General features: G+C 33.1%; 18 protein-coding genes. 5 read left to right on the top strand and 13 right to left on the bottom strand.

Annotation, left to right across the window (positions count from 1 at the left end):
- Window positions 1–34 precede the first annotated feature (34 nt).
- A complete protein-coding gene (locus tag CXF54_RS12570) occupies window positions 35–877 on the top strand; it encodes a hypothetical protein (RefSeq protein WP_101203821.1) in 843 nt (280 codons plus the stop codon).
- Here the strand turns inward: CXF54_RS12570 and CXF54_RS12565 are convergent, their stop codons facing one another.
- On the bottom strand, window positions 878–3,766 hold the full coding sequence (locus CXF54_RS12565) for an FAD-binding and (Fe-S)-binding domain-containing protein (protein ID WP_101203820.1): 2,889 nt from the start codon (window positions 3,764–3,766) through the stop codon (window positions 878–880). It abuts the gene before it with no gap.
- Between the two features lie 158 nt (window positions 3,767–3,924).
- Here CXF54_RS12565 and CXF54_RS15905 point away from each other — a divergent pair, with 158 nt between their 5' ends.
- Window positions 3,925–5,643, top strand: coding sequence for an OmpA family protein (locus CXF54_RS15905; RefSeq protein ID WP_101203819.1), 1,719 nt, complete (start codon window positions 3,925–3,927; stop codon window positions 5,641–5,643).
- Window positions 5,644–5,827: 184 nt separating this feature from the next.
- Entirely contained in the window at window positions 5,828–6,322 is a 495-nt protein-coding gene (locus CXF54_RS12555) for a hypothetical protein (protein WP_101203818.1), read from the top strand.
- A gap of 52 nt (window positions 6,323–6,374) precedes the next feature.
- Here CXF54_RS12555 and bshA read toward each other — a convergent pair whose 3' ends face one another.
- The 11 genes from bshA to CXF54_RS12500 all read right to left on the bottom strand — a co-directional run bounded on the left by bshA (window position 6,375) and on the right by CXF54_RS12500 (window position 17,473).
- Window positions 6,375–7,514 (bottom strand): N-acetyl-alpha-D-glucosaminyl L-malate synthase BshA, encoded by a 1,140-nt coding sequence (gene bshA, locus CXF54_RS12550; RefSeq protein WP_090840693.1) that lies wholly within the window; start codon window positions 7,512–7,514, stop codon window positions 6,375–6,377.
- Window positions 7,515–7,566: 52 nt separating this feature from the next.
- Window positions 7,567–10,488 carry a glycoside hydrolase family 3 N-terminal domain-containing protein gene (locus CXF54_RS12545; protein ID WP_101203817.1) on the bottom strand — a complete coding sequence of 974 codons (2,922 nt, stop codon included), beginning with the start codon at window positions 10,486–10,488 and terminating at the stop codon, window positions 7,567–7,569.
- Window positions 10,489–10,610: 122 nt separating this feature from the next.
- Window positions 10,611–11,096, bottom strand: a complete 486-nt coding sequence (locus CXF54_RS12540; RefSeq protein WP_101203816.1) for an ABC transporter ATPase — start codon at window positions 11,094–11,096, stop codon at window positions 10,611–10,613.
- Window positions 11,097–11,106: 10 nt separating this feature from the next.
- Window positions 11,107–12,330: a phosphoserine phosphatase SerB gene (gene serB, locus CXF54_RS12535; protein ID WP_090840687.1), complete on the bottom strand. Its 1,224-nt coding sequence runs from the start codon at window positions 12,328–12,330 to the stop codon at window positions 11,107–11,109.
- A 52-nt stretch (window positions 12,331–12,382) separates the two neighbouring features.
- A complete protein-coding gene (locus CXF54_RS12530) occupies window positions 12,383–12,565 on the bottom strand; it encodes a hypothetical protein (protein ID WP_090840685.1) in 183 nt (60 codons plus the stop codon).
- 6 nt (window positions 12,566–12,571) lie between these two features.
- On the bottom strand, window positions 12,572–13,363 hold the full coding sequence (locus CXF54_RS12525) for a (Fe-S)-binding protein (protein ID WP_090840683.1): 792 nt from the start codon (window positions 13,361–13,363) through the stop codon (window positions 12,572–12,574).
- Between the two features lie 9 nt (window positions 13,364–13,372).
- A complete protein-coding gene (locus CXF54_RS12520) occupies window positions 13,373–13,690 on the bottom strand; it encodes a hypothetical protein (RefSeq protein ID WP_232782616.1) in 318 nt (105 codons plus the stop codon).
- A gap of 4 nt (window positions 13,691–13,694) precedes the next feature.
- Window positions 13,695–13,880 (bottom strand): hypothetical protein, encoded by a 186-nt coding sequence (locus CXF54_RS12515; protein WP_101203815.1) that lies wholly within the window; start codon window positions 13,878–13,880, stop codon window positions 13,695–13,697.
- Window positions 13,881–14,010: 130 nt separating this feature from the next.
- Window positions 14,011–15,324, bottom strand: a complete 1,314-nt coding sequence (locus tag CXF54_RS12510; protein WP_101203814.1) for a 4Fe-4S dicluster domain-containing protein — start codon at window positions 15,322–15,324, stop codon at window positions 14,011–14,013.
- A 10-nt stretch (window positions 15,325–15,334) separates the two neighbouring features.
- The gene (locus tag CXF54_RS12505; RefSeq protein ID WP_101203813.1) at window positions 15,335–16,306 is read right to left on the bottom strand and encodes an MlaD family protein; all 972 of its coding nucleotides are present in this window, start codon (window positions 16,304–16,306) and stop codon (window positions 15,335–15,337) included.
- Between the two features lie 54 nt (window positions 16,307–16,360).
- Complete coding sequence (locus CXF54_RS12500) at window positions 16,361–17,473, bottom strand: N-acetylmuramoyl-L-alanine amidase (protein WP_090840674.1); 1,113 nt, start codon at window positions 17,471–17,473, stop codon at window positions 16,361–16,363.
- 87 nt (window positions 17,474–17,560) lie between these two features.
- Between CXF54_RS12500 and CXF54_RS12495 the strand changes: the two genes are divergently transcribed.
- Window positions 17,561–20,323, top strand: a complete 2,763-nt coding sequence (locus tag CXF54_RS12495; protein ID WP_101203812.1) for a putative LPS assembly protein LptD — start codon at window positions 17,561–17,563, stop codon at window positions 20,321–20,323.
- A 43-nt stretch (window positions 20,324–20,366) separates the two neighbouring features.
- Window positions 20,367–20,747, top strand: a complete 381-nt coding sequence (locus CXF54_RS12490; RefSeq protein ID WP_101203811.1) for a RidA family protein — start codon at window positions 20,367–20,369, stop codon at window positions 20,745–20,747.
- 81 nt (window positions 20,748–20,828) lie between these two features.
- Here the strand turns inward: CXF54_RS12490 and CXF54_RS15885 are convergent.
- The coding region (locus tag CXF54_RS15885; RefSeq protein ID WP_232782615.1) for a T9SS type B sorting domain-containing protein at window positions 20,829–22,758 on the bottom strand (1,930 nt) is incomplete at its 5' end.

The raw sequence follows: 22,758 nt of genomic DNA, 5'->3' as shown, positions 1-22,758 counted from the left end.
TAGTTATTGTTTATTTGTTAAAAACAATATTAAAATGAAGCCATTAAAACTTACTCTGCTTTTTGCTATTTGTACCGTTATTTTCAACTGTTCTAGTTCTGACTTAGATGATAATAATGGTTTAACTCAACAACAATTTACTGGTGATTTCTTCCCTTTAAACATGGGTAACACTTGGAATTATGAGGTGCAAAACACAGATAACGACACTAACCAAACTGTAATTAGCACAGATTTTATAGAAGTAGAAAGCCAAACAAATACAGGATTTTCATTAAGTGTAAATCAAAATGGCATTCCAAATGGTATCATGAGTGGAATTTTAACAAGCGGTGCATTAACCCACACAGAAACAACATTAATCTCAAACGGTACTGTAGAATTACCAATAGATGGTTTTGATTTACAAATTGAACTAGAAAATGCCTTACTTTATAATACACAAGCCACTAATGGTGAGCTATTATCAACACAATCAGGAGTATTTACTCAAGATTTTGAAGGATACCCAATAACCATTAATTACACACTATCAAGCACGCAATTAGCTAACTTAGAAACGTTAACGGTGGATAACACGACTTACAATACTATTACTTCAGCTAATATAAGTTTAACACTATCTGTAACAACAGAAGTTACTTTTGGTATTACCCAAACCATTCCCATATTAGATGACACAACTCCTGTATTATCAGTAAATAGTTATTACGCAGAAGATATAGGACTTGTAAAAGCAGAAGCGACTAGCGGTTACACATTAAATGCTAATACTGTAAGTATCTTAGAAGGTATTGGTGTCGATTTAAGTCAATTACCAACAAGTTTATCTGTACTAAATAATCAAACATTAATTAGTTATAGTGTTACACAATAATTACAACAACGCCTGCTTTAAAATAGTTATTGGATGTAATGCTACGCGTTGTGTTCCATCTTTTATTTGATGCCTACAACTGGTCCCATTAGCACTTATAACTGTAGTCATTGGGGCTTTTCTTACAGCTGGAAACAAGGTTTGTTCTCCTACTTGCATACTAACTTCGTAATGCTCTTTTTCGTAACCAAAACTTCCCGCCATACCACAACACCCACTGGGTATTAATGTTACTTTATAGTTTTTAGGAAGATTCAAGACGTTAAAACTGTAAATTTGACTAGACTGTGCTTTTTGATGGCAATGCCCATGAAATTTAATTGTTTTAACCTCCTCAGAAAACTGTGCCGAAGTTATGTTTCCTAATGCTATTTCGTTAGATAAAAAAGCTTCAATTAAATACGTGTGTTCTGCTATCGCTTTCGCGGAAATTTTGTCGTCGACCAATCTTGGGTATTCATCTTTAAAGGATAAAATAGCAGAAGGCTCAACACCTATTAAAGGCGTGTTTTCTGAAACTAAATCTTTAAAAATTGACACATTTTTATCGCCCACTTTTTTAGCCTGTTCTAATAGTCCTTTAGACATAAATGCACGACCAGATTCTACATTATCAACAAGCTTTACATTGTAGTTTAAGCCTATTAATAATTGTATCGCATCCTTCCCTATTTCAGAATCTAATTGATTAATAAATTCATCATTAAACAAATACACTGTTTTAATATAACTTTCACTAACTAATTCTTTTTTAATTAATTGATACTCCTTACTTAAAGTTTTACTTGATAATAAAGGCAAACTTCTTTTAGGTGCAACACCAATACTTTTTTTAATCAAAGATGATGTTACAGTATTAGAAAACATAAAATTTGTAACTCCCTTAAAGCGTCTCCCTAAATGATTTAACTTATCATTGTAAGCAAAGAGTTTTGTTCTTAAAGATGTTCCGTTTTCTTTCTGATATTGATATAAAAATTCAGCTTTTAAACTAGCAACATCTACACTACTTGGACACTCACTAGAACATGCTTTACAACTTAAGCATAAATCAAAAACCGACTTCAATTCTTCATGATTAAACTTGTTTGCTTTCTCTGAATTTGTCAAGTATTCTCTTAACGCATTTGCTCTTGCTCTTGTCGTATCTTTTTCATTTTTTGTTGCGCGATAACTAGGACACATTGTACCTCCAAATTCTGGAAGCTTTCTACAGTCACCAGAGCCATTACATTTTTCTGCTTCACGCAAGATACCTTCCGATTTAGAAAAATCTAATATGGTCTTAATTTCTGGCGCTACGCTATCTGTTTGATAACGTAAATTTTTATCCATTGGAAACGCATCTACTATTTTCCCAGGATTAAATATGTTGTTTGGATCAAAAGAAGACTTAATACGTTTTAATAATTGATAGTTTTTATCACCAATCATTAATTCTACAAATTCCCCTCTAACAATACCATCACCATGCTCTCCACTAAAAGAGCCCTTATATTTTTTAACTAAAAGCGCAACATCAGTTGTGATTTGTCGGAACAACTTAACATCTTCTTTCTTTTTTAAATCTAAAATAGGACGCAAATGCAACTCTCCTGCTCCTGCATGCGCATAGTAGACCGCTTTTTGATTGTACCCTTTCATTAAAGCCGTAAAATCAGAAATGTAATTTGCTAAATCTGGCAATGCCACAGCTGTATCTTCAATACAGGCCACTGCTTTTTTATCACCAATCATGTTACCTAACAATCCTAAGCCAGCGCTCCTTAAATTATTAGCTTTATCTATTTGATCTTCAATTAATATAGGGTTAGCATAGCTTTTGGTGTTATTTTTTGCAGAGAAAATCAAATTTTCAGCCTTTAACGTAGCATCCTCAAGACTAACACCCCTAACTTCACACATTAAAATAGCTTCCGGATCTCCTTGTATAAAATAGCGATTGTCTTGTTGCGTTTTATTGTGCCTTGTTAAATCTAAAATGGTTTTGTCCATCATTTCGCAAGTATACAAATCATGCTCCATTACTGGATTTACAGCATTTAAACAGTCTTCAATAGTTTTAAAATGCAATGCAACCATTACTCTATTTTCAAGAGGTAAATCGTCTAGTTTTAATGTTATTTGTGTTGTAAATGCTAATGTACCCTCGCTTCCTGTTAATAAGTTACAAAGGTTAATATCTTCAGAATTTAAAATCTTATCCAAAGCATACCCAGTGTTTCTTCTATGTATTTCGGGCTTAGGAAAATGTTTTAAAATTTCAGCCTTAGCGTCTTCAGTAAAAACATCGTTTTGTATTTGATTATAGATTTGACCTTCTAAAGTGTTTAATGTCAATTTCTGTTTAAATTCGTCTTTAGAAAAACTTTTAAATTCCGCTTCACTTCCATCGCTTAATATGGTTTGTAACGCAATAACCTTATCTCTTGTTACGCCATACTTTATGGAAGTTGTACCTGATGAGTTATTACCAACCATACCGCCAATCATGCATCGGTTAGATGTAGAGGTATTGGGACCAAAAAACAAACCATGAGATTTAAGGTAGTTATTTAATTGATCTCTAACCACTCCAGGTTGTACAGTAACTGTCTTATTATTTAAGTCTATAGATAGGATGTCTGTAAAATGCTTAGACACATCCACTACAATTCCTGTACCTACACATTGTCCTGCTAAAGATGTTCCTGCTGTTCTTGGTATTAAAGATGTATTGTTTTGTTTAGCAAAAGTTATAAGTTGTTTTATATCCTCTTTATTTTTAGGGTAAGCAACCGCTAAAGGCAGCATTCTATAAACAGAAGCATCTGTTGCATAAATGGATTTTGTTAAATCATCATGATACAATTCTCCTAATAAACTGTTTTTCAACTTGTTTAAATCCATATTACCCTTTAAAAATTACAAAAAAATCAACATTTTACGTATTTCATCGGTAAAATAAGTGTTTTAACGATATGAAACATTTAGTATGCTCTCAAAAATAGGAAAGATAGTTAGATAATTACATTTGTATTATTAACAATTAACATAAAACAAAATAAATGTCAACAAATCTATTAAACTTATTCAAAGAACAATTATCAGACAACGTACTTAGTAATGTATCTAACTTAGTTGGAGGAGAGAAAACAGAAACAATACAAAAAGGGCTTATGGCTGCTGCACCTGCATTATTAGGTGGTATTATGGATAAAGCCTCTACAACGGAAGGTGCTGCTTCAATTTTTAACATGTTAGGTGATGGTGCCGAAATGGGTAATTTATCAAATGCATTAGGTGCAGGCGGTGAAAAATCTGATGGTTTTTTAAATAAAGGGTTAGATTTTGTGAAAAATATATTAGGAGATAAAGCTTCTGGAGTTATTGATTTAGTAAGTTCTGTATCAGGAATGGGTAAAGATTCGTCTTCATCTATATTAAGTGTTGCTGGATCTGTTTTAGGCGGTGTTTTAGGAAAACAAAAATCTTCAGGAATGGATTTAGGAAGTTTTGTTGGAATGTTATCTGGACAAGGTAGCTTTTTAGACAAGTTTGCTCCTGCTGGATTAGCTTCTTTGTTAGATTTAAGTTCTTTTTCTGGAATTTCTGATAAATTAGGAAGTTTAGCTGGTGGTGCTTTAGGTTTTGCTGGTGATACAGGAAAAGCTGCTTTAGATGGTGCTGGTAAACTAGTTGGTGGTGCTGCAGATGTTGCTGGTAATGTTGGAAAAGGTGCTGTTGATGGTGCAGGAAAAATAATAGGTGGAGCTGCAGGTGTTGCTGGTAACCTTGGAAAAGGTGCTGTTGATGGTGTTGGAAAAATAGGTGGTGCTGCTGCAGGTGTTGCAGGTAACGTTGGAAAAGGCGCTATTGATGGTGTTGGTAAAATAGGGGGTGCTGCTGCAGGTTTAGCAGGAAGCGCAGGAAAAGCTGGAGGATCTTTAATTAAAAAGATTTTACCTTGGGCAATTGGAATTATTGGATTGTTACTAGCATTCTTTTTAGTAAAAGGTTGTGATAGTGATAAGTCTATATTAGATAATGTAAAAAATGCTGCAAACGAAACGACAGGCGCTATTTCAAACACAGCAAATTCTGCTGTAGATGCTGCAGGTAACGCCGTAAACAAAACAGTAGACGCTGCAGGAAATGCTGTAGATGCAACTGGTAACGCTATCGGTAATACAGTTGACGCTGCAGGTAATGTAATAAACAAAACTGTTGACGCTGCAGGTAATGCAGTAGATGCTACAGGAAAAGCGATAGGTAATGTTGCAGGTGGTATTGTAGATGCTTCAGGTAATGTAGTTAATGCTTTTGGTGAAGCTATCGGAAACTTTTTTAGCTCTGATTTACCAAACGGAACAAAATTAAACATTCCAGAAGGTGGATTTGAAGATAACTTCCTAAGTTATATCAAAGACGGAAAGTTTGAAGCTGGAAAGTACTATGCTTTTGATAGATTATACTTTAACACTGGATCTTCTTCTTTAGATGCAAATTCTATGAATCAAATTGAAAACGTTGCTGCTATAATGAAAGCGTATCCTGAAGTAAAGATTTTATTTAGAGGTCATACTGATAACACAGGATCTGTAGCAGGAAATAACAAATTATCTGCTAGCAGAGCACTTTCAGTAAAAAATAAATTAGTTGAAATGGGTGTTGCTACTTCTCGTATTAATACAAAAGGAATGGGATCTGCTGATCCGATTGCTGATAACGGTACTGCTGAAGGAAGAGCAAAAAACAGAAGAATTGATGTTTCTATTGAAAAATAGAACTACAAAATAGTTAGTTAGTTTAAGTTGAAAAAGGTTGGTAAACATATGTTTCCAACCTTTTTTTTTATTAAAAATATAAATTTTAAAACCGAAGAATTAGTTTACATTCGCCTAGTATTTATAACGAGACATCTAAGCACTAATTTTTAACGTATATACATTAACTAATAAATAAATTAACATGAAAAAACAACTTTTATTTGCTATTGCTGTCTTTGGATTTGCAACATTTACTTATGCCCAAGATATTTCTGAAAATGCTATTGGTCTTCGTTTAGGAGATAGCGATGGTTTTGGAGCAGAAATATCTTATCAAAGAGGGTTAGGTGATAATAACCGTTTAGAATTAGATTTAGGTTTAAGAAGCGGTAATAATTATGATGGTTTTAAGCTTGCAGGCTTATACCAATGGGTTTGGGTTTTAGATGGAGACTTTAACTGGTACGCCGGAGTTGGTGGAGGTGTTGCTTCTTACAGTTTTGATAATGTACCTAATGGTTTTGATGATAGCGAAACATTTGTTTTTGCTGCTGGAGATATTGGAATTGAATATAATTTTGATATTCCATTACAATTATCTTTAGATTTTAGACCTGAAATTGGTTTTGGAGACAAGGCTTACAGAAATGATGATTTAGATTTTGATATCGCTTTAGGAATTCGCTATAGATTCTAGTTTAAAATATTATAAATAAAAACCACCTATTTTAGGTGGTTTTTTTATGTTCTTAATTTAATATTTTACATTTATTTAAGGTCTCTTGATATATTGCTTCGTACTGCGGAACAATTTGATGAATATCAAATGTTTTAGCTTGCTCCTTAGCATTTATTTTAAATTGATTTAATATTGCATCATCTTCCAAGATTTTAATTGCATTTTCACTCATACTTTCTACATCTCCCACATCACTTAAATAACCAGAAAAACCTTCTTTATTCACTTCTGGAATCCCTCCTGTATTACTGGATATAACCGGAACACCTGATGCCATAGCTTCTAAAGCAGATAATCCAAAACTTTCCGTTTTACTTGGCAATAAAAATAAATCTGAAAAACATAGTATTCTGTCTATCTCATTACTATTACCAAAAAAGACTACTTTATCCATAATTCCCAATTGTTCACATAAACGTTCGGCCGGTTCCCTTTCTGGACCTTCTCCAACCATCATTAATTTTGCAGGAATTTTTTTCTGAATTTTGTTAAAAATATTAATAACATCAGGTATGCGCTTTACTTCTCTCATATTACTAATGTGAGTAATAATCTTTTCGTCTTCATTTGCCATCATGCCACGTTGACAATCTGTAAATCCATTACTAAACTTTGTAATATCTATAAAGTTAGTCACTACATGAATATCATTTTTAATATCAAATAAACGTAACGTATCGTCTTTTAAGCTTTGAGACACCGCTGTAACAGCATCTGATTTATTTATACTAAATGTTACTGCTGGTTTATAGAATGGATGACTCCCCACTAAAGTAATATCCGTACCGTGTAAAGTCGTTACTATTGGCACATATATATTATCTTCTCTAAGCATTTTTTGAGCCATATAGGCTGCGTATGCGTGCGGAATTGCATAATGTACGTGTAAAACTTCAATGCCATGCAGTTTTACCATATCCACAAGTTTACTAGATAAAGCTAACTCATAAGGTTGGTAATGAAACAAAGGGTATTCTGGTACATTTACTTCATGAAAATGCACATTGTTACCTAACAATTCTAGTCTTACAGGTTGATTATAAGTAATAAAGTGAATCTCATGACCACGTTTTGATAACTCTAAACCTAACTCTGTTGCTACTACGCCACTTCCTCCAAATGTTGGATAACAAACAATACCTATTTTCATGTAATATCTATGGTTTAATACTTGGTCTGATTATTTTTAAAAACTTTACAATTTAATCTATAATTGCATCGTAAATGGCTGCTTGGATATTGGTTCTAATATCTTGTCTTAATAGTGTATTAGGACCTTTTGAAGATGGATACGTTCTATTAGCCATAAAAACATATACAATTTCTTGTTCTGGATCTGCCCAAGCATAGGTCCCTGTAAATCCTGAATGTCCAAAACTAGTCATACTTACACAACCACAAGTTGGGCCAGCATCTCCTAATTGAGGTTTATCAAACCCAATCCCTCTCCTATTATTACTTTCGCAATAATAACACGTATTAAATTTATCTAACGTCTCAGGTTTAAAATAGCGAATCCCACCGTAAGTTCCTTTTTGTAAATACAATTGCATAATCTTAGCAATATCATTAGCATTACTAAAAACACCTGCGTGACCTCCTACACCGTCTTGCATAGCCGCACCCATATCATGCACGTAACCTTGTACTTTTTGATATCTGTAATAGTCATCTATTTCAGTTGGGACAATACGACTATTACTAACTTTATTATATGGATTGTACATCGTGTTATTAGCACCTAAAGATTTGTAAAAATGGTCTGCAGTCAACTCGTCTAAACGTTTATCATAGTGCGACTCTATGTATTGTTTTAAAATATAGTAAGGTAAATCACTATATCTATATTTTAATCGCGTTAATAAATCAGTATCTTTAATTCTAGTATTAATAGAATCTTTATAGTTGTCTCTTAAATACAATTCTGGAGAGACTTTAATAGAAAAACCCTGAGACTTAACTTTTCTATAATATTTTGTCGAAGGTTGTTTAGTGTCAGGATCTAATGTTGCGAAATAAAATGGAATCCACGGTTTTAATTGTGCGTAATGCGACAACATTTTTTTTAAAGTGATATTCTTTTTATTAGAATTTTTATACAATGGTATAATTTCAGAAAGCTTAGTATCTAAAGACACAATACCTTGTTCTTCTAACTCCATTAACAATGGTAAAGTTGCTACAATTTTAGTTAAAGAAGCGATATCATAAATATCATCTGGTTTTACTTGCTCCGACCCTTCGTAAGTATGTTTACCAAAATTTTTGTTATAAATTACTTTTCCTTTTCTAGCTATTATCAACTGTATACCAGGTGTCATTTTACCATTAACAGCGTGATTAGCTATAGAGTCAATCTTTTTTAAAGCATAACTAGACATACCAACACGTTCTGGAATACTATATCCTAAACGCTCTAAAGAGTTTTCTTGTTTCCCTTCTCCTACTTTAAAATATGGTCCAGCCGAAACAGGTAATTTACCTCGAGCGGCTATAGCTCCGAAAATTAGCTGAGCCGATTTTTCTTGAGAGATTTTACTATTTTGATAACTAACTACTACACTTTCTATATTAGTAACTGACTTTAAATCTAAAAGCGCATAAGGTTTAGCAAAAACATCTAAAATAACATTATTAGTTCTAGCTATTTCCTGCAACCACACTAATTCTTTATTTGAAAACTTATAACTTTTCCAAGGACTAGCATTAGACTTATGAAACCCTACTATTACCGTATTATAGTTCTGTAATTTAACAATCAATTCGTCTAAATTGTCAGAGGACACTTCATGTACTTTAGTGTACTTTTTAAGCTCATCTACAAAATAAGAGCCATCCGCACTACCAAGCTTTACATAAGCTATTTTTTTAGTCTCAAGATTTCTAAGTGGTAATTGATTAGTTGTATCTCTTGCAATTGTAATGGCATTTTCCATTAGCATCTCATACAATGCATCATCTTTAATTCTATTTAAATCAGATACAAGGTGGTATGGACTAACAGGTCTATAATTATTTAAACCTACTTTATATTTTGCTTTAAGTATTTTTTTAACTGAATGCGCTAAACGTGCTTCTGAAATATCCTGATTATTATAAGCTTCAATAAATTTAGCAATAGCAGTTGGAACATCTCCCGACATTAGCATCACATCATTACCCGCTTGAAAAGCTGCTAAATCAATATCTCCAAATGCACTAAAATTTGAAGCACCTTTCATGGTCAATGCATCCGTGAATATTAGACCTTTAAAGCCTAAACGTTGCTTTAATATATTAGTTACTATGTTTTCTGATAGTGTTGATGGATAACCATCTCTAGGCTCTAAACTAGGAATATTAAGGTGAGCAACCATAACGCTTGATAAGCCTTCTTTGATTAACCTTCTGTACGGATACAACTCTACAGAATCAATACGTTTTTCGTCAAATGTAACTGTTGGTAATGTTTTATGAGAATCTGAATCTGTATCGCCATGACCCGGGAAATGCTTAGCATTAGCTAATACACCAGCGTTTTGCATTCCTTTCATGAAGGCTAAAGCTTTTTCGGTAACATTATCTCTGTCCTCTCCAAAAGAACGGTTTCCAATAATAGGATTATTTGGATTTGTATTAATATCTACAACTGGTGCAAAATTAAAATGTACACCAATACGTTTGCAATGCTCTCCTAATTGGCGACCTGTTTGCTCAATTAATTGATTGTTCTGAATGGCACCCAAAGTCATATTCCAAGGAAAAGCATAAGTAGAATCTAAACGCATACTCAAACCCCATTCCGCATCAATACCAACTAATAATGGCACTTTTGAAGCAGCTTGAAGTTCGTTATTAAGTTTTGCTTGTCTAACAGGACCTCCTTTAGAATAAATAACGCCTCCAATTTTATTGTTCTTAATTAAATTAAGAACATTACTTTTTTCTATTTCTGTTTGATTAGAAAAAACCTGAATCATATATAACTGTCCAATTTTCTCTTCTAAAGTCATGGTGTCATATAAATCATCAACCCACTGTTTCTGGGCGATTGGATCTTTATCCAATAAAGGGTCAGGGGTGTCTTGCGCGTGTAAAACGCTAGAAAACACTAAAAATAAGATGAGGGCTTTTAAATATTGCATATACTAAATTTGACTTTTTAAGTGGTACATTAATATACCACTAAAAACTATGCCAAATTAGTACTTTTAAGATTATTAATAAAGGACTTTGTGATAGAATTATAACCGTTTTTTGAACAATTTTAATTCAAAAAACGATTGTGCCAACTCTCGCTTGCAGGGACTTCCCAACTTTCGTTAAGCTCTTCAATATTTGTTACTAAGTTGTTAAACACAATTGTGTTTTTAGAAACTGCTTTTTGCTTCGCCATTTTTCTAAAATCTGTCAACGTTTTATGTGCTACAAATTCGCCTTGCTTATAAGATACATTCATTTTATCTAATAAATCAACGTCATATTCTTTTTCTAATTGTTGAATAAAAACAACAGAAGCATCAATACTACAACCCGTAGCTTGATTTAGTTCTTGATCTAAAGCGAAAATAATAAATCGCTTATATCTGATGTCATAACCAGATTTTAAGTCAGCACCATGTGCTGTCCAACTTTCTATAAAAACATCTAATTTAGACTTAATATCTTCTAATTCTGTATCTGAAAAAGAACGGTTAGCTTGGTAAATCCAAACTCTTGAAGTTTCTGGTAATGTGTTAAAATCTACTAGCATTATATTGTTGTTATTCTATTAAATCTATATGTCTATCGTGATACCCTAATAAATACAAGACACCATCTAATCCTATGCTAGAAATGGCACTTTGGGCATTGTTTTTTACTTTTGGCTTGGCATGAAATGCAATTCCTAACCCTGCTAAATTAAGCATTGGCAAGTCATTTGCTCCATCTCCAACTGCTATGGTTTGACTGATATCAATCCCTTCTTTTTCTGCTATTTCTTTAAGGTATTCCGCCTTTTTATTACCATCTACAATATCTCCAAGATAACCGCCAGTTAGAACGCCATCTTTAATTTCTAATTGATTAGCATAGACATAATCCATACCCAATTCTTTTTGTAGATAGTGTCCAAAATAGGTAAAACCTCCTGATAAAATAGCGGTTTTAAAACCGTACTTTTTTAAAGTATCAATTAAACGTCTTGCCCCTTTAGTTATTGGTAGATTAATGGCAACGTCATGTAAGACATCTTCACTTAATCCTTTTAATAGTCTCATACGTTGTATAAAACTTTCATTAAAATCTATTTCTCCTTGCATTGCTGATTCCGTAATTGCTTTTACTTCATCACCAACACCTGCTAATTCTGCTAATTTATCAATAACTTCTGCTTGAATAAGTGTTGAATCCATATCAAAACAAACCAAACGTCTATTACGTCTATAAATATTATCTTCCTGAAATGCAATATCTACATCTAAATCATGAGAAATTTGCATGAATTTTTCTGTAAATTCAGACTTACTTTCTATTTTACCTCTAATAGACAACTGAATGGATGCTCTAGGATATTCGGCTTCCTGCACTAAAGACGTACGACCGGTTAAACGTTTAATGGCATCAATATTTAAGTTTTTATCAGAAATAAACTTAGTGACTTCCGATATTTGCTCGGCAGTTAACTTATCTCCCAAAATAGTCACAATGTATCTGTCTTTACCTTGTAAACTAACCCAGTTTTCATAATCGTCTAAAGAAATTGGTGTAAACTTAGCTTTAACACCAAGCTCATACGCCTTAAACAATAAATCTTTTAATACTGCAGCCGAGTTATTTCCGGACTCTATCTCAAACAAAAAACCTAAGGATAGTGTATCATGTATATTGGCTTGTCCAATATCTAAAACCTTAGCGCCATAATTGGCTAATACATTAGTTAAACTTGATGTTAATCCTGGCTTATCCTGTCCTGAAATGTTTAAAAGAAATATATCGTTTGCCATTATTACTGAGTTGTTAACTACTACTAAATGCGTATTAGTTAGTCTATACTTATTATTTATTCAATTTTTTGTGATCTCTTCTATACGTTAAATACCCGTTAAGCGCTGCAAATAAAACTAAATGTGCTATAAATTTAATGACAGAAAATGGCAACTCTTTATAATAGTCCCAACCAGCCATAATTAAAGCAAATACTAACCCTGATATTAAGCCTGATAAAATATACTTTTTCATATTTTACTATAGGTTTTGTGCGCTAGCGATAAGCTCCGCAATATCCATTACTTGTATTTCGTTTTCCTTTTCTTTGACTTTTACACCATCGGACATCATAGTCATACAATATGGACAACCAGTTGCGATAATATCTGGTTTTGTTTCTAGAGCGTCTTCCGTTCTAAGCTCATTTATGTCTTTGTTTCCTTTTTCTGGCTCTTTAAACATTTGCGCACCTCCTGCTCCACAACATAATGCTGTAGATTTACTACGCTTCATCTCTATTAGATTAGCATTTAAAACGGATAATACATCTCTTGGTGCTAAATACTCTGAGTTTGCACGTCCTAAATAACAAGGATCGTGAAATGTAATACGTTTACCACTAAATGTACTGTTCTCTATTTGAATAACTTTAGAGTCTATTAACTGCTTAATAAATTGTGTGTGGTGTAAGACTTCGTAATTACCACCCAATTCTGGATATTCGTTTTTTAAACAATTATATGAGTGCGGATCGCATGTTACAATACGTTTTACCTCGTATGCGTTTAACACCTCAATATTCATAAACGCTTGCATTTGAAACAAAAACTCGTTTCCTGCACGTTTAGCTAAATCTCCTGTAGCACTTTCTTCTGTACCTAATACAGCAAAATTAACATTGGCTTTGTTTAATATCTTAACAAATGCTTTTGTTATTTTTTTTGCTCTATCGTCATAACTTCCTGCTGATCCTACCCAGAATAAAATATCTGGAGTTTTTCCTTGGGTCATCATTTCTGCCATAGTTGGCACTATAAGTTTTTCGCTCATAATTAAGTTTTATTTTATTGCTGAAAAATCGATTTTAGATAACCTGATGTAAATAGATAAAATCTTGATACCGTTTTTCATTTTATTTTTTGGATCGTCCTGCTCTAAAGCTGCTAACTTTAATGCTTGTAATCCTAATTGTTCTGTCTGTTTTTCTGTACAAAAATCACACAGCACTTTTTTTAATTTGATATGTTCTACATTACTAGACTTGTACTTAATACTAGTAATGATTTTAAATTGAAGCGAGTCTTTTTTATAATCCTGAGCCTGTAGCTTGGTTAAGCTAAAAGTTAAGATTAGTAGTGTTAAGACGCTATATTTCAATTAATTATTCTTTTTTGTTTCGTGTTACAATTAATACAAATCCTAGTGTTGTACAAAAGCCCGCTAAAAAACCTCCCAAACCTCCTGTGTCAAATTTGCCAACAACAAAGAATGATAACAGTCCTATTACTAATATGGCAATGCCACTAATTAATCTTGTTTTGGATGGTACTTTGTATATAAAACTCATTGTTTTTTATGCGTTAGCGGTAGTAATGGCATCCTTTTTTTGCTGCCATATATGGCAAAAAAAGATACAACCCTTCGACTGCGCTCAGGGTAAATTCCAACGCGACCCTTGTGGTAACGCCCAAATAATTTTACTCGTCTTTCCAGTTTAAACGGTCCATTTGGTTGTAAGGCCAAGGTGCACCATTGTTTTCTATATTAGTCATCATGTTATTTAACTCTGTTGGCGCCGCACTTTTTTCCATTACTGAATATTGACGCATTTGCATGATAATATTTAAAGGATCAATACTTACCGGACAAGCCTCTACACAGGCATTACAACTTGTACAAGCCCAAAGCTCCTCGTCTGTAACATAGTCTCCCAATAATTGCTTACCATCATCCACAAACACCCCTTTGTTAGCGTCTATATTTTTACCAACTTCTACTAGACGATCTCTAGTATCCATCATTATTTTACGTGGTGATAGTTTTTTACCTGTCAAGTTTGCTGGACACTCGCTTGTACAACGTCCACATTCTGTACACGTGTAAGCGTTAAGTAAGTTTACCCAACTTAAATCTTGTACATCACTTGCTCCAAATTTTTCTGGAACTGCATCTTCTTCTCCTTCAGGCGCTGCTGCAAACGGATCTGCGTCTGGATCCATCATCATTTTAACTTCCTTGGTTACCGTTGGGTTATTAGGAAATTGTCCTTTTGGAGTTAGCTTACCGTAATATGTGTTTGGAAATGCTAATAAAATGTGCAAATGCTTAGAAAAGTATAAGTAGTTTAAGAAAGCTAAAATACCTACAATGTGCATCCACCAAGCAGCACGCTCAATAATATGTAATGTAGATGTTGATAATCCATCAAATAATGGTGCTATAAACTGACTTATTACATTTCCTGAATTGTATCCTTGAAATACAGTATCTGTAGCATTCATTACTAAAAACAAGCACATCAAAACAACTTCAAAATAAAGGATAATGTTACCATCTGATTTTGGCCACCCTTTCATCTCTGAACTCATGAAACGTTTTAGCTTTATAACATTACGTCTTATCCAAAACACAATAACTGCGACTAATACTAATAATGCTAAAACTTCAAAACTACCAATTAAAAAGCCATATAATGCGCTTGGTAAGATTGAATGCCCGATCCTATGTGTACCAAATAATCCGTCTATTATAATTTCAAAAACTTCGATATTAATAATAACAAATCCTACGTAAACTACAATATGTAAAATTCCCGCTATTGGACGTTTCACCATTTTACTTTGCCCTAAAGCAATGTAAGCCATGTTTTTCCAGCGTTGTGGTTTGTTGTCAGAGACATCTAAATCTTTACCTAAATTTATGTTTCTAACAAGTTTTCTGACATTATTTGCAAAATAACCGATACCTGCAGCAAGTATGATAGCAAAAATTATATTTGGTATGTATTCCATGTTTGTTTAGTTAGTTTTTGTCTTGATTTTTCTTTTCTTCTTTAATTTCGTTTCCATCAGCATCATAACGTTTTGCTTTTTTTCCGAATAAAGAAAAATGCACATAACGTTTAGGATTAAGCTTCATATCCTCTAAAAGTTGCTCCATTTGTAATGCTGCTCCTTCTAAGTTTGAATATAATTTATCGTCATTTAATAGTTTGCCAATAGACCCTTCCCCGTTTTTAACACCCGCAAGCATACTATTTACGCTACCTAATGTTGCTTCTAGATCAGCTACTGTTTTAGTAATATCCACTTTATTTAACTTCTCGCTCATTTGATTTAAATTAACGCTAGTTTTATTAAAGTTGTCGACCATTGCTGTTACATTTTGGTCATTTTTTTTAACTAATGAATTTATTGAGTTTGCTAAACCATTGTATGATTTTAAAGTAGCATTTAACTCCGCTAACGTACTTTTTAAACCATCACCTGATTGATCTGAAACCAAACCGTTTAAATTACCCATTAAGGTATCTACCGTTTTTAAAGTCCCGTCTAAATTTGTGCTTAATTGAGAGAAATCACTAGATAGACTTGTTACTAAACCTTCTTTTACTGATGATTTTATTAATTCTCCGTTTTTAGCCATCTGAGTATCTTCTGCCGGAATAATCTCCAAAGCATTACCTCCCATTAGTCCTGTTTGAAACAAACTAATTGTACTATTTTTAGAAAATTGCAATTGCTTATCTACAGAAAAGGCTACTCTAGTTTTACCTGTTTGAAAATCGTAAATAATTTCTTTAACCTTACCCACATTGTTACCTTTAATAGTAACTGGTGCAGATACTGCTAACGAATTATAATCAAACTCTGTATAATACGTGTTGTTAGAATCAAAAATGTTATTCCCTTTTAAATAACTAAATCCAAAAATGAAAAAGATTATTCCAAGTATAACTAGTATGGCTGTTTTAACTTCAAGTGTTAGTTTCAATATGCTAAATTTAGATTGGTAACAAAATTAGAAATAAATTACAAAAGAATGGGTCTAATTAGAGTCGGTTTTTAAGGCTTCCGATAGTTTAATTTGCTTCCCATCCTTAAGTGCAACAATATAAGCGTCTTTATACCCTTTGTTTTTAGCTTCAATTTGTAGTTTTTGAGCTATATTATAGTCTGATGTATAGCCATAATAATACTTATACAAACGTCCTTGCTTTTCTCTAGATATTTCTTTTAGACCTTTAAAATTATAGGCTTTAGGCTCTAAAGCCTTAGCACTAGCTGCTATCTGTATTTTAAATACTGTGTTTTTTATAGTTTTTTTTGCAGTAGAAATTGTATCCTCAATAACAGGATCTACAATATAATTGTCACCAACATTTAAATCTAAAGATTTTTTATAAGCATTAACTGCTTTTAAGATAGAGGTAGCCATTTTAGACTGTCCGCTTTTAGAATTTAAAAATTTACCTTCTGCATTATTAGTTAAAAAACCAACTTCTACTAAAACACTTGGCATATAGGTATTGTGTAACACCCAAAGACTAGCTTGTTTGATACCTCTACTTTTACGTTTAGATTGGTCTATAAAATTATCTTCGATTAATCGTGCTAATTTAATACTCTGCTCTACATAATCTTCTTGTTGTAAAGCCAAACCAATTAATGACTCTGGTGCATTAGGGTCAAATCCCTTATAATTTTTCTTATAATCTTTTTCTAAAAAAATAACTTCGTTCTCTTTTTTTGCGACATCAAAGTTACGTTTTGTATTAGCGACTCCTAAAACAAACGTTTCTGTACCTGATGCTTGAGACGAGTGAGAATTACAGTGTACAGACACAAATAAATCTGCATCTGCTCTATTTGCAATAGCTGCACGCTCGCGCAACTCAATAAACACATCTGTTTTTCTAGTATAAATAACTTTAAAATCCTTTTTACCTTCTAAGGCTTTACCAACTTCTAAAACTATTTTTAAAGCAATATCCTTTTCTTTATGACCATTACCTAAATTACCAGGGTCATCTCCTCCATGACCAGCATCTAAGACCACTACAAATTTACCGTCGTTAGATTGCGCAGTAATAGTTTGAGTACTACCAAATGTTAATACTATTATAAAGGACACTATAAGTTTAAAAATGTACGTTTGCATATAAGTTATAACCAATTATTATTACGATTAGTATGATTTATAAATTTTAACGAATATTAAAACATTCACAAAAAAATATATGTAGTTTTGTCTTTTCAAAAACCAAGCCATACTTTTACAAAAATACATTTAAAAGCGTTGCGTACAAATAGTCTTCATATACTTTTTACTTTGAGTTTTACAGTGTTTATTAACACGTTTAGCTTTGCACAGCAGGATTTACCTAAAGATGGTGAGTCAATACCTGCTATTCAAGAAAAAGAACAGCCCATTACAACACTAAAAGATTCCACTTCTATTAACGTAGAACAATTATTAGGATCTAAAAAAGAAACAGATAGTGTCGTAACAGATTCTATTAAACCAAAACCTTTATTAAGCAGTACCATTTCTTACAAAGCTAAAGATTATATGTCTTTTAAAAAGAAAGAAGCTAAAATGTATCTTTATAATGAAGCGCAAGTGGTTTATGAAGATATGGATATTTCTGCTGGACTAATTATTATAGATTATACTAAAGATTTAGTTTACGCCAAAGGGATCAAGGATTCTTCAGGAGTTTATAGTCAACGACCAACTTTTAAGCAAGGTGCTAATGTAATTGAGCCTGATTCTATTGTGTTTAACACAGAAACTAGAAAAGGATTAATTTACAATTCTCAAACCGAACAAGACCAAGGTCGTATAATTACGGAAGTTACTAAGCGTGTCAATGACTCCGTTTACTATCTAAAAAACGCAAAATTTACCACATCAGACAATTTAGAAGATCCAGAATACTATTTTCTAATTAGAAAAGGAAAACTAGTCCCAAATAAAAAAGTAATTACAGGACCAACAAATTTGTTTATTTATGACGTCCCTACTCCCATTGGTCTGCCTTTCGCTTTTTTTCCATTGACAAAAACACGTCGTGCTGGTATATTATTTCCTAGTTTTGGAGAAGATGGTAACAGAGGTTATTTTTTACAAAATGGAGGATATTACTTTCCTATAAGTGACAGAGTAGATTTAGCAGTTTTGGGAGACTACTATACTAATGGTAGTTACGGTTTAAGATTAGAAAGCAAATATGCTACTAGATATAAATACAATGGAAACTTAGGTTTTAGATATGAAAACTTAATTACCAGTGAGCGTGGATTTCCAGATTATGCAAAATCAACAATTTATAACTTACGTTGGTCGCATGCACAAGATGGTAAAGCCAATCCAAGTTCTAGGTTTTCAGCATCTGTAAACTTAGGTAGTAGTAATTATTACACACAATCTATAAATCAGTTAAACCTGCCAAACACACAAAACAACACCTTATCTTCTTCTATATCTTACTCTAAAACCTTTGAAGGAGAACCGCAGGCTAACATGAGTTTAACCGCGACGCATACACAAAATACTCAAACGGAATCTATTAGTATGACGCTACCAACTTTTCAAGGTAGTTTAAGTAGAATTTATCCCTTTGCAGGAAAAGATGGCGTTAAAAAAGGAGCAATTCAAAATATTAACTTACAATATAGCGTAAAAGCAGAAAACAGAATCACCACTACAGATTCGCTTTTCTTTAAATCAGGTATGTTTGATGATGCCCAAATTGGAGCACAACACAGCATTCCTATTAGCACAAACTTTAAGGTTTTTGACTACTTTAGTGTGTCTGCAAGTACAACTTTTCAAGAAAATTGGACTTTAAAAACTGTTGAAAAATATTATGATACTACCAATGAAGAAATAGTAACTCAAGACGTTAATGGTTTTGATGCCTTCAGAACTTATAATTTTAGTACCAGTATCGGAACAACACTTTATGGTGTGTTTAATTTTGATAAAGACAAAGAAGGAAAAAAACTGCAAGCCATAAGACACGTTATTAGACCAAGTATTAGTTATAATATTAATCCTGCTTTTGATAATTATTATGACGATTTTGAGATTATTGATGCAGACGGAACTACAAAAGGTGAATACACGCGATTTGAAGACAATCTTTTTGGCGCTCCTAATAACACCTTCTCAAGCTCTATAGGATTAGGTCTTTCTAATAATTTTGAAGCCAAAGTAAGAGATCCAGATTCGACTAAAACCGAATCTAAAAAAATAATATTACTTAATAGTCTTAACTTTTCTACGTCTTATAATGTTGCAGGAGATTCTTTAAAATGGAGTCCTGTTAGAGTTACTGGAGGAACACAGTTATTTGACAATAAAATGAGTATCAATTTTGGAGCTACTTTAGACCCTTACGCGCTAGACACAAACAATACAAGAATTAACACTTTTAATGTAAATAACGGAGGAAGCTTGTTTAGATTAACAAGTGCTAACCTTAATTTAAGTTATAGTTTAAGTAGTAAAGATGGCGGTAAGAACAATCAAAATGATGCTGTAGACGATAGATTGTTAAGTGGTGGTCGTGCAGATGATTTGTTTGGTGTGTCTCAAGATTTTGCTGCGCAGCAAGGCTCTGAATATAATGAGGAAAAAGAAGAACGAGAGTCTGATGAGTTTTACAATAATAAAATACCTTGGAGCCTAAGATTTGCTTATGCTGTAAACTATGGTAATAGCACAAGACAAAACGAGATATCATCACATTCCTTAATGTTTTCAGGGGATATTGAGCTGTCTCCTAAATGGTCTATTGGAGGATCTTCAAGTTATGATTTTAAAAACAATGGTTTTGGTTTAACACAATTACGTTTCGAACGTGATTTATTAAGTTGGAGAATGAACTTTACATGGGTGCCATTTGGAACTTATAATAGCTGGAATTTCTTTGTTGGAATTAAGTCTAGCATCCTAAAAGATTTAAAATACGAACAACGTCGTAAACCTGACGAAGGTCTATAATAGTTATATTATTTCGCTTACGCGGAAATTAAACACACACATAATGAAAAAGATAATTTCTACATCAAAAGCTCCTGCTCCAATTGGTCCTTACAACCAAGCTGTTTTAAGCGGAAATACGTTATATACGTCAGGACAGATAGCTTTACATCCTGAGACTGGAGAACTAGTCATGGATGATATTAAAACAGAAACTAAACAAGTTATGGAAAACATGAAAGCGGTTTTAGAAGCTGCAGACATGACTTTTGAAAACGTTATTAAAACCTCTATATTTATTAGTGATATGCATAATTTTGCACAAATTAATGAAGTATATGGTACTTATTTTGATGATGCCACTGCTCCTGCTAGAGAAACGGTTGAAGTCGCTAACTTACCAAAATTTGTAAATGTAGAAATTAGTATGATTGCTATTAAATAATAATTCACTTACTATTTATCATAAAAAAAAGCCTGAACAATAGTTCAGGCTTTTTTATGCTTTGTTCTTTTATTAGAAGCACTATCGTTTTAACGTAAAGTGTGCTTTAAATTGCTTTCTATTATTATCAGCACCCATATAGTCTATTGTAAACCAATAGTCGTTTGTAGGCATTAGATTTCCGTTATAGGTCCCATCCCATCCTAAGCTTGTTGGACTAAATTGTTTTAATAATTTACCATACCTATCAAAAATGTAAATAACAGCATCTGGTTGGTCTCCGATACCATAAATAGCCCAAGTATCATTATAACCATCACCATTTGGTGTAAAGACATGTGGATATCCAATAATAGATACTGATGCACTTGCCTCACCACAACCATTACGATCTCTTACAGTAACAATATGATCTCCTGCTCCAACATCTGTAAAAGTATACGTTCCATTGTTTGGAACATTTATTTCCCAAGGTCCATTATCCAAACTAAACTCGTATTCTGAAGCCCCATTACCTACAGTTGTCACAAAAATATTTTGTTCATCAGAAAAGGCTTCGGTCAATACTTCAACAGCTACTGCTGGTGGTGCACTCTCTATAACTACAGTAGTTGCAGAAGCTTCACACACTGTTACTGTACTTGTTCTAATATCAGTTACAATCACAGAGTAGTTTCCGCCCACTAATGGTTCTAAAGTATTCCCAGAGGCTCCAGGAATTGTAACATTTTCTAACAACCATTCGAAAGTATAGTCAGTAGTATTTAAACCTGTATCAATAATGGGCGAACTAATTACTTCTGTCCCATTGGTATTAACACATAATAAATAAGTAGCATCTAACTCAAAATCTGCTAACGGGTTAACTTGAAGCGTTAGTGTTGCAATATCATAACATAATGAAGTATCCACCATTGCTCCGGTACCAGAACCATCATCTGCCATAGTATCATTATCGACACGCACATAAATTATTTGTGGATTGCTTATATTTTCATAGATCAATGGTAATGGATTTAAACCTGCATTTGCATCGGTTTGATTTAGGTAATAAGTCACGCTAAAATTAGCTACACTTTGACCATCTAAAATGTCAGTATTTTGTGTTATTAAGTCAAATTGCACACTATCATTAGTTGTGTTTCCATCCCCATCCAAAGCATCGTCACACAATTGGTAAACAATTGGAACCATATCCAAATTAGCTTGCGCACCATCTTGTATGATTATATTAAAACTAGACTCATCAGTACACGTATTTGGGCTTGTACCAGCTTCGGCATATATAAATAAAGTTGATGATGCTGTAATTTCTGTAAAATCAGAAATCGCAACGCCTGTTCCATTTGGACCACCTGACGCTGTATAGTAGGTGTTATTCTGACTTAATGCCGGCAAAATATATGAACCACATATGGACACATCTACAGCCGTTTCTGCAACAATACTAGTAACCCAAGTTAGTGTTACAGCAATCCTACTACTTACACAACCTGTAACAGATTCTTCTGCTTCAGCATAATACGTATAGGTTGTTCCCGGAATAAAAGTACCTGTTGGTAAATATGTTAGACTATTGGATTGTAAAAGAGAGCCTCCAACAGGTGTATCATACCAATTAATTTGATTCCCTACCGCAGGTAATCCAGGTATAGCAACAGTTAAGTTTGGTGTAGAAGATCCTTCACAAACAATCGGGTTATTAGGTGATATAGGCTCATCTACAAATATACAAGCACAATTTGGTGCTGTTACGTTTAAAACAGTATCACAAAATGTGTTTACCGAGTTTGATGCAGTAATTGTAATATCTGTGCCTACAGGAATATCTGTAATGTTGCCAGAACCAACAGTCCCTGCAGAGGACGTAATTACAGCACTATTTGACGATACTGAAAATGACACACTGTACGTTAATAAATCAGTACTACAACTTGTATTTATTAATGTTAGTATCGGAGATGCATTAATGGTTACTACAAAACTACTTTCGTCAGTACAAATATTTGGC

Origin of the sequence: Olleya sp. 1-3 (genome assembly GCF_002836085.1) — a bacterium.
GTDB classification, from domain to species: Bacteria; Bacteroidota; Bacteroidia; order Flavobacteriales; family Flavobacteriaceae; genus Olleya; species Olleya namhaensis.
The sequence above is the reverse complement of the archived record's forward strand: the minus strand, read 5'-3'. Positions and strand labels throughout refer to the sequence as shown.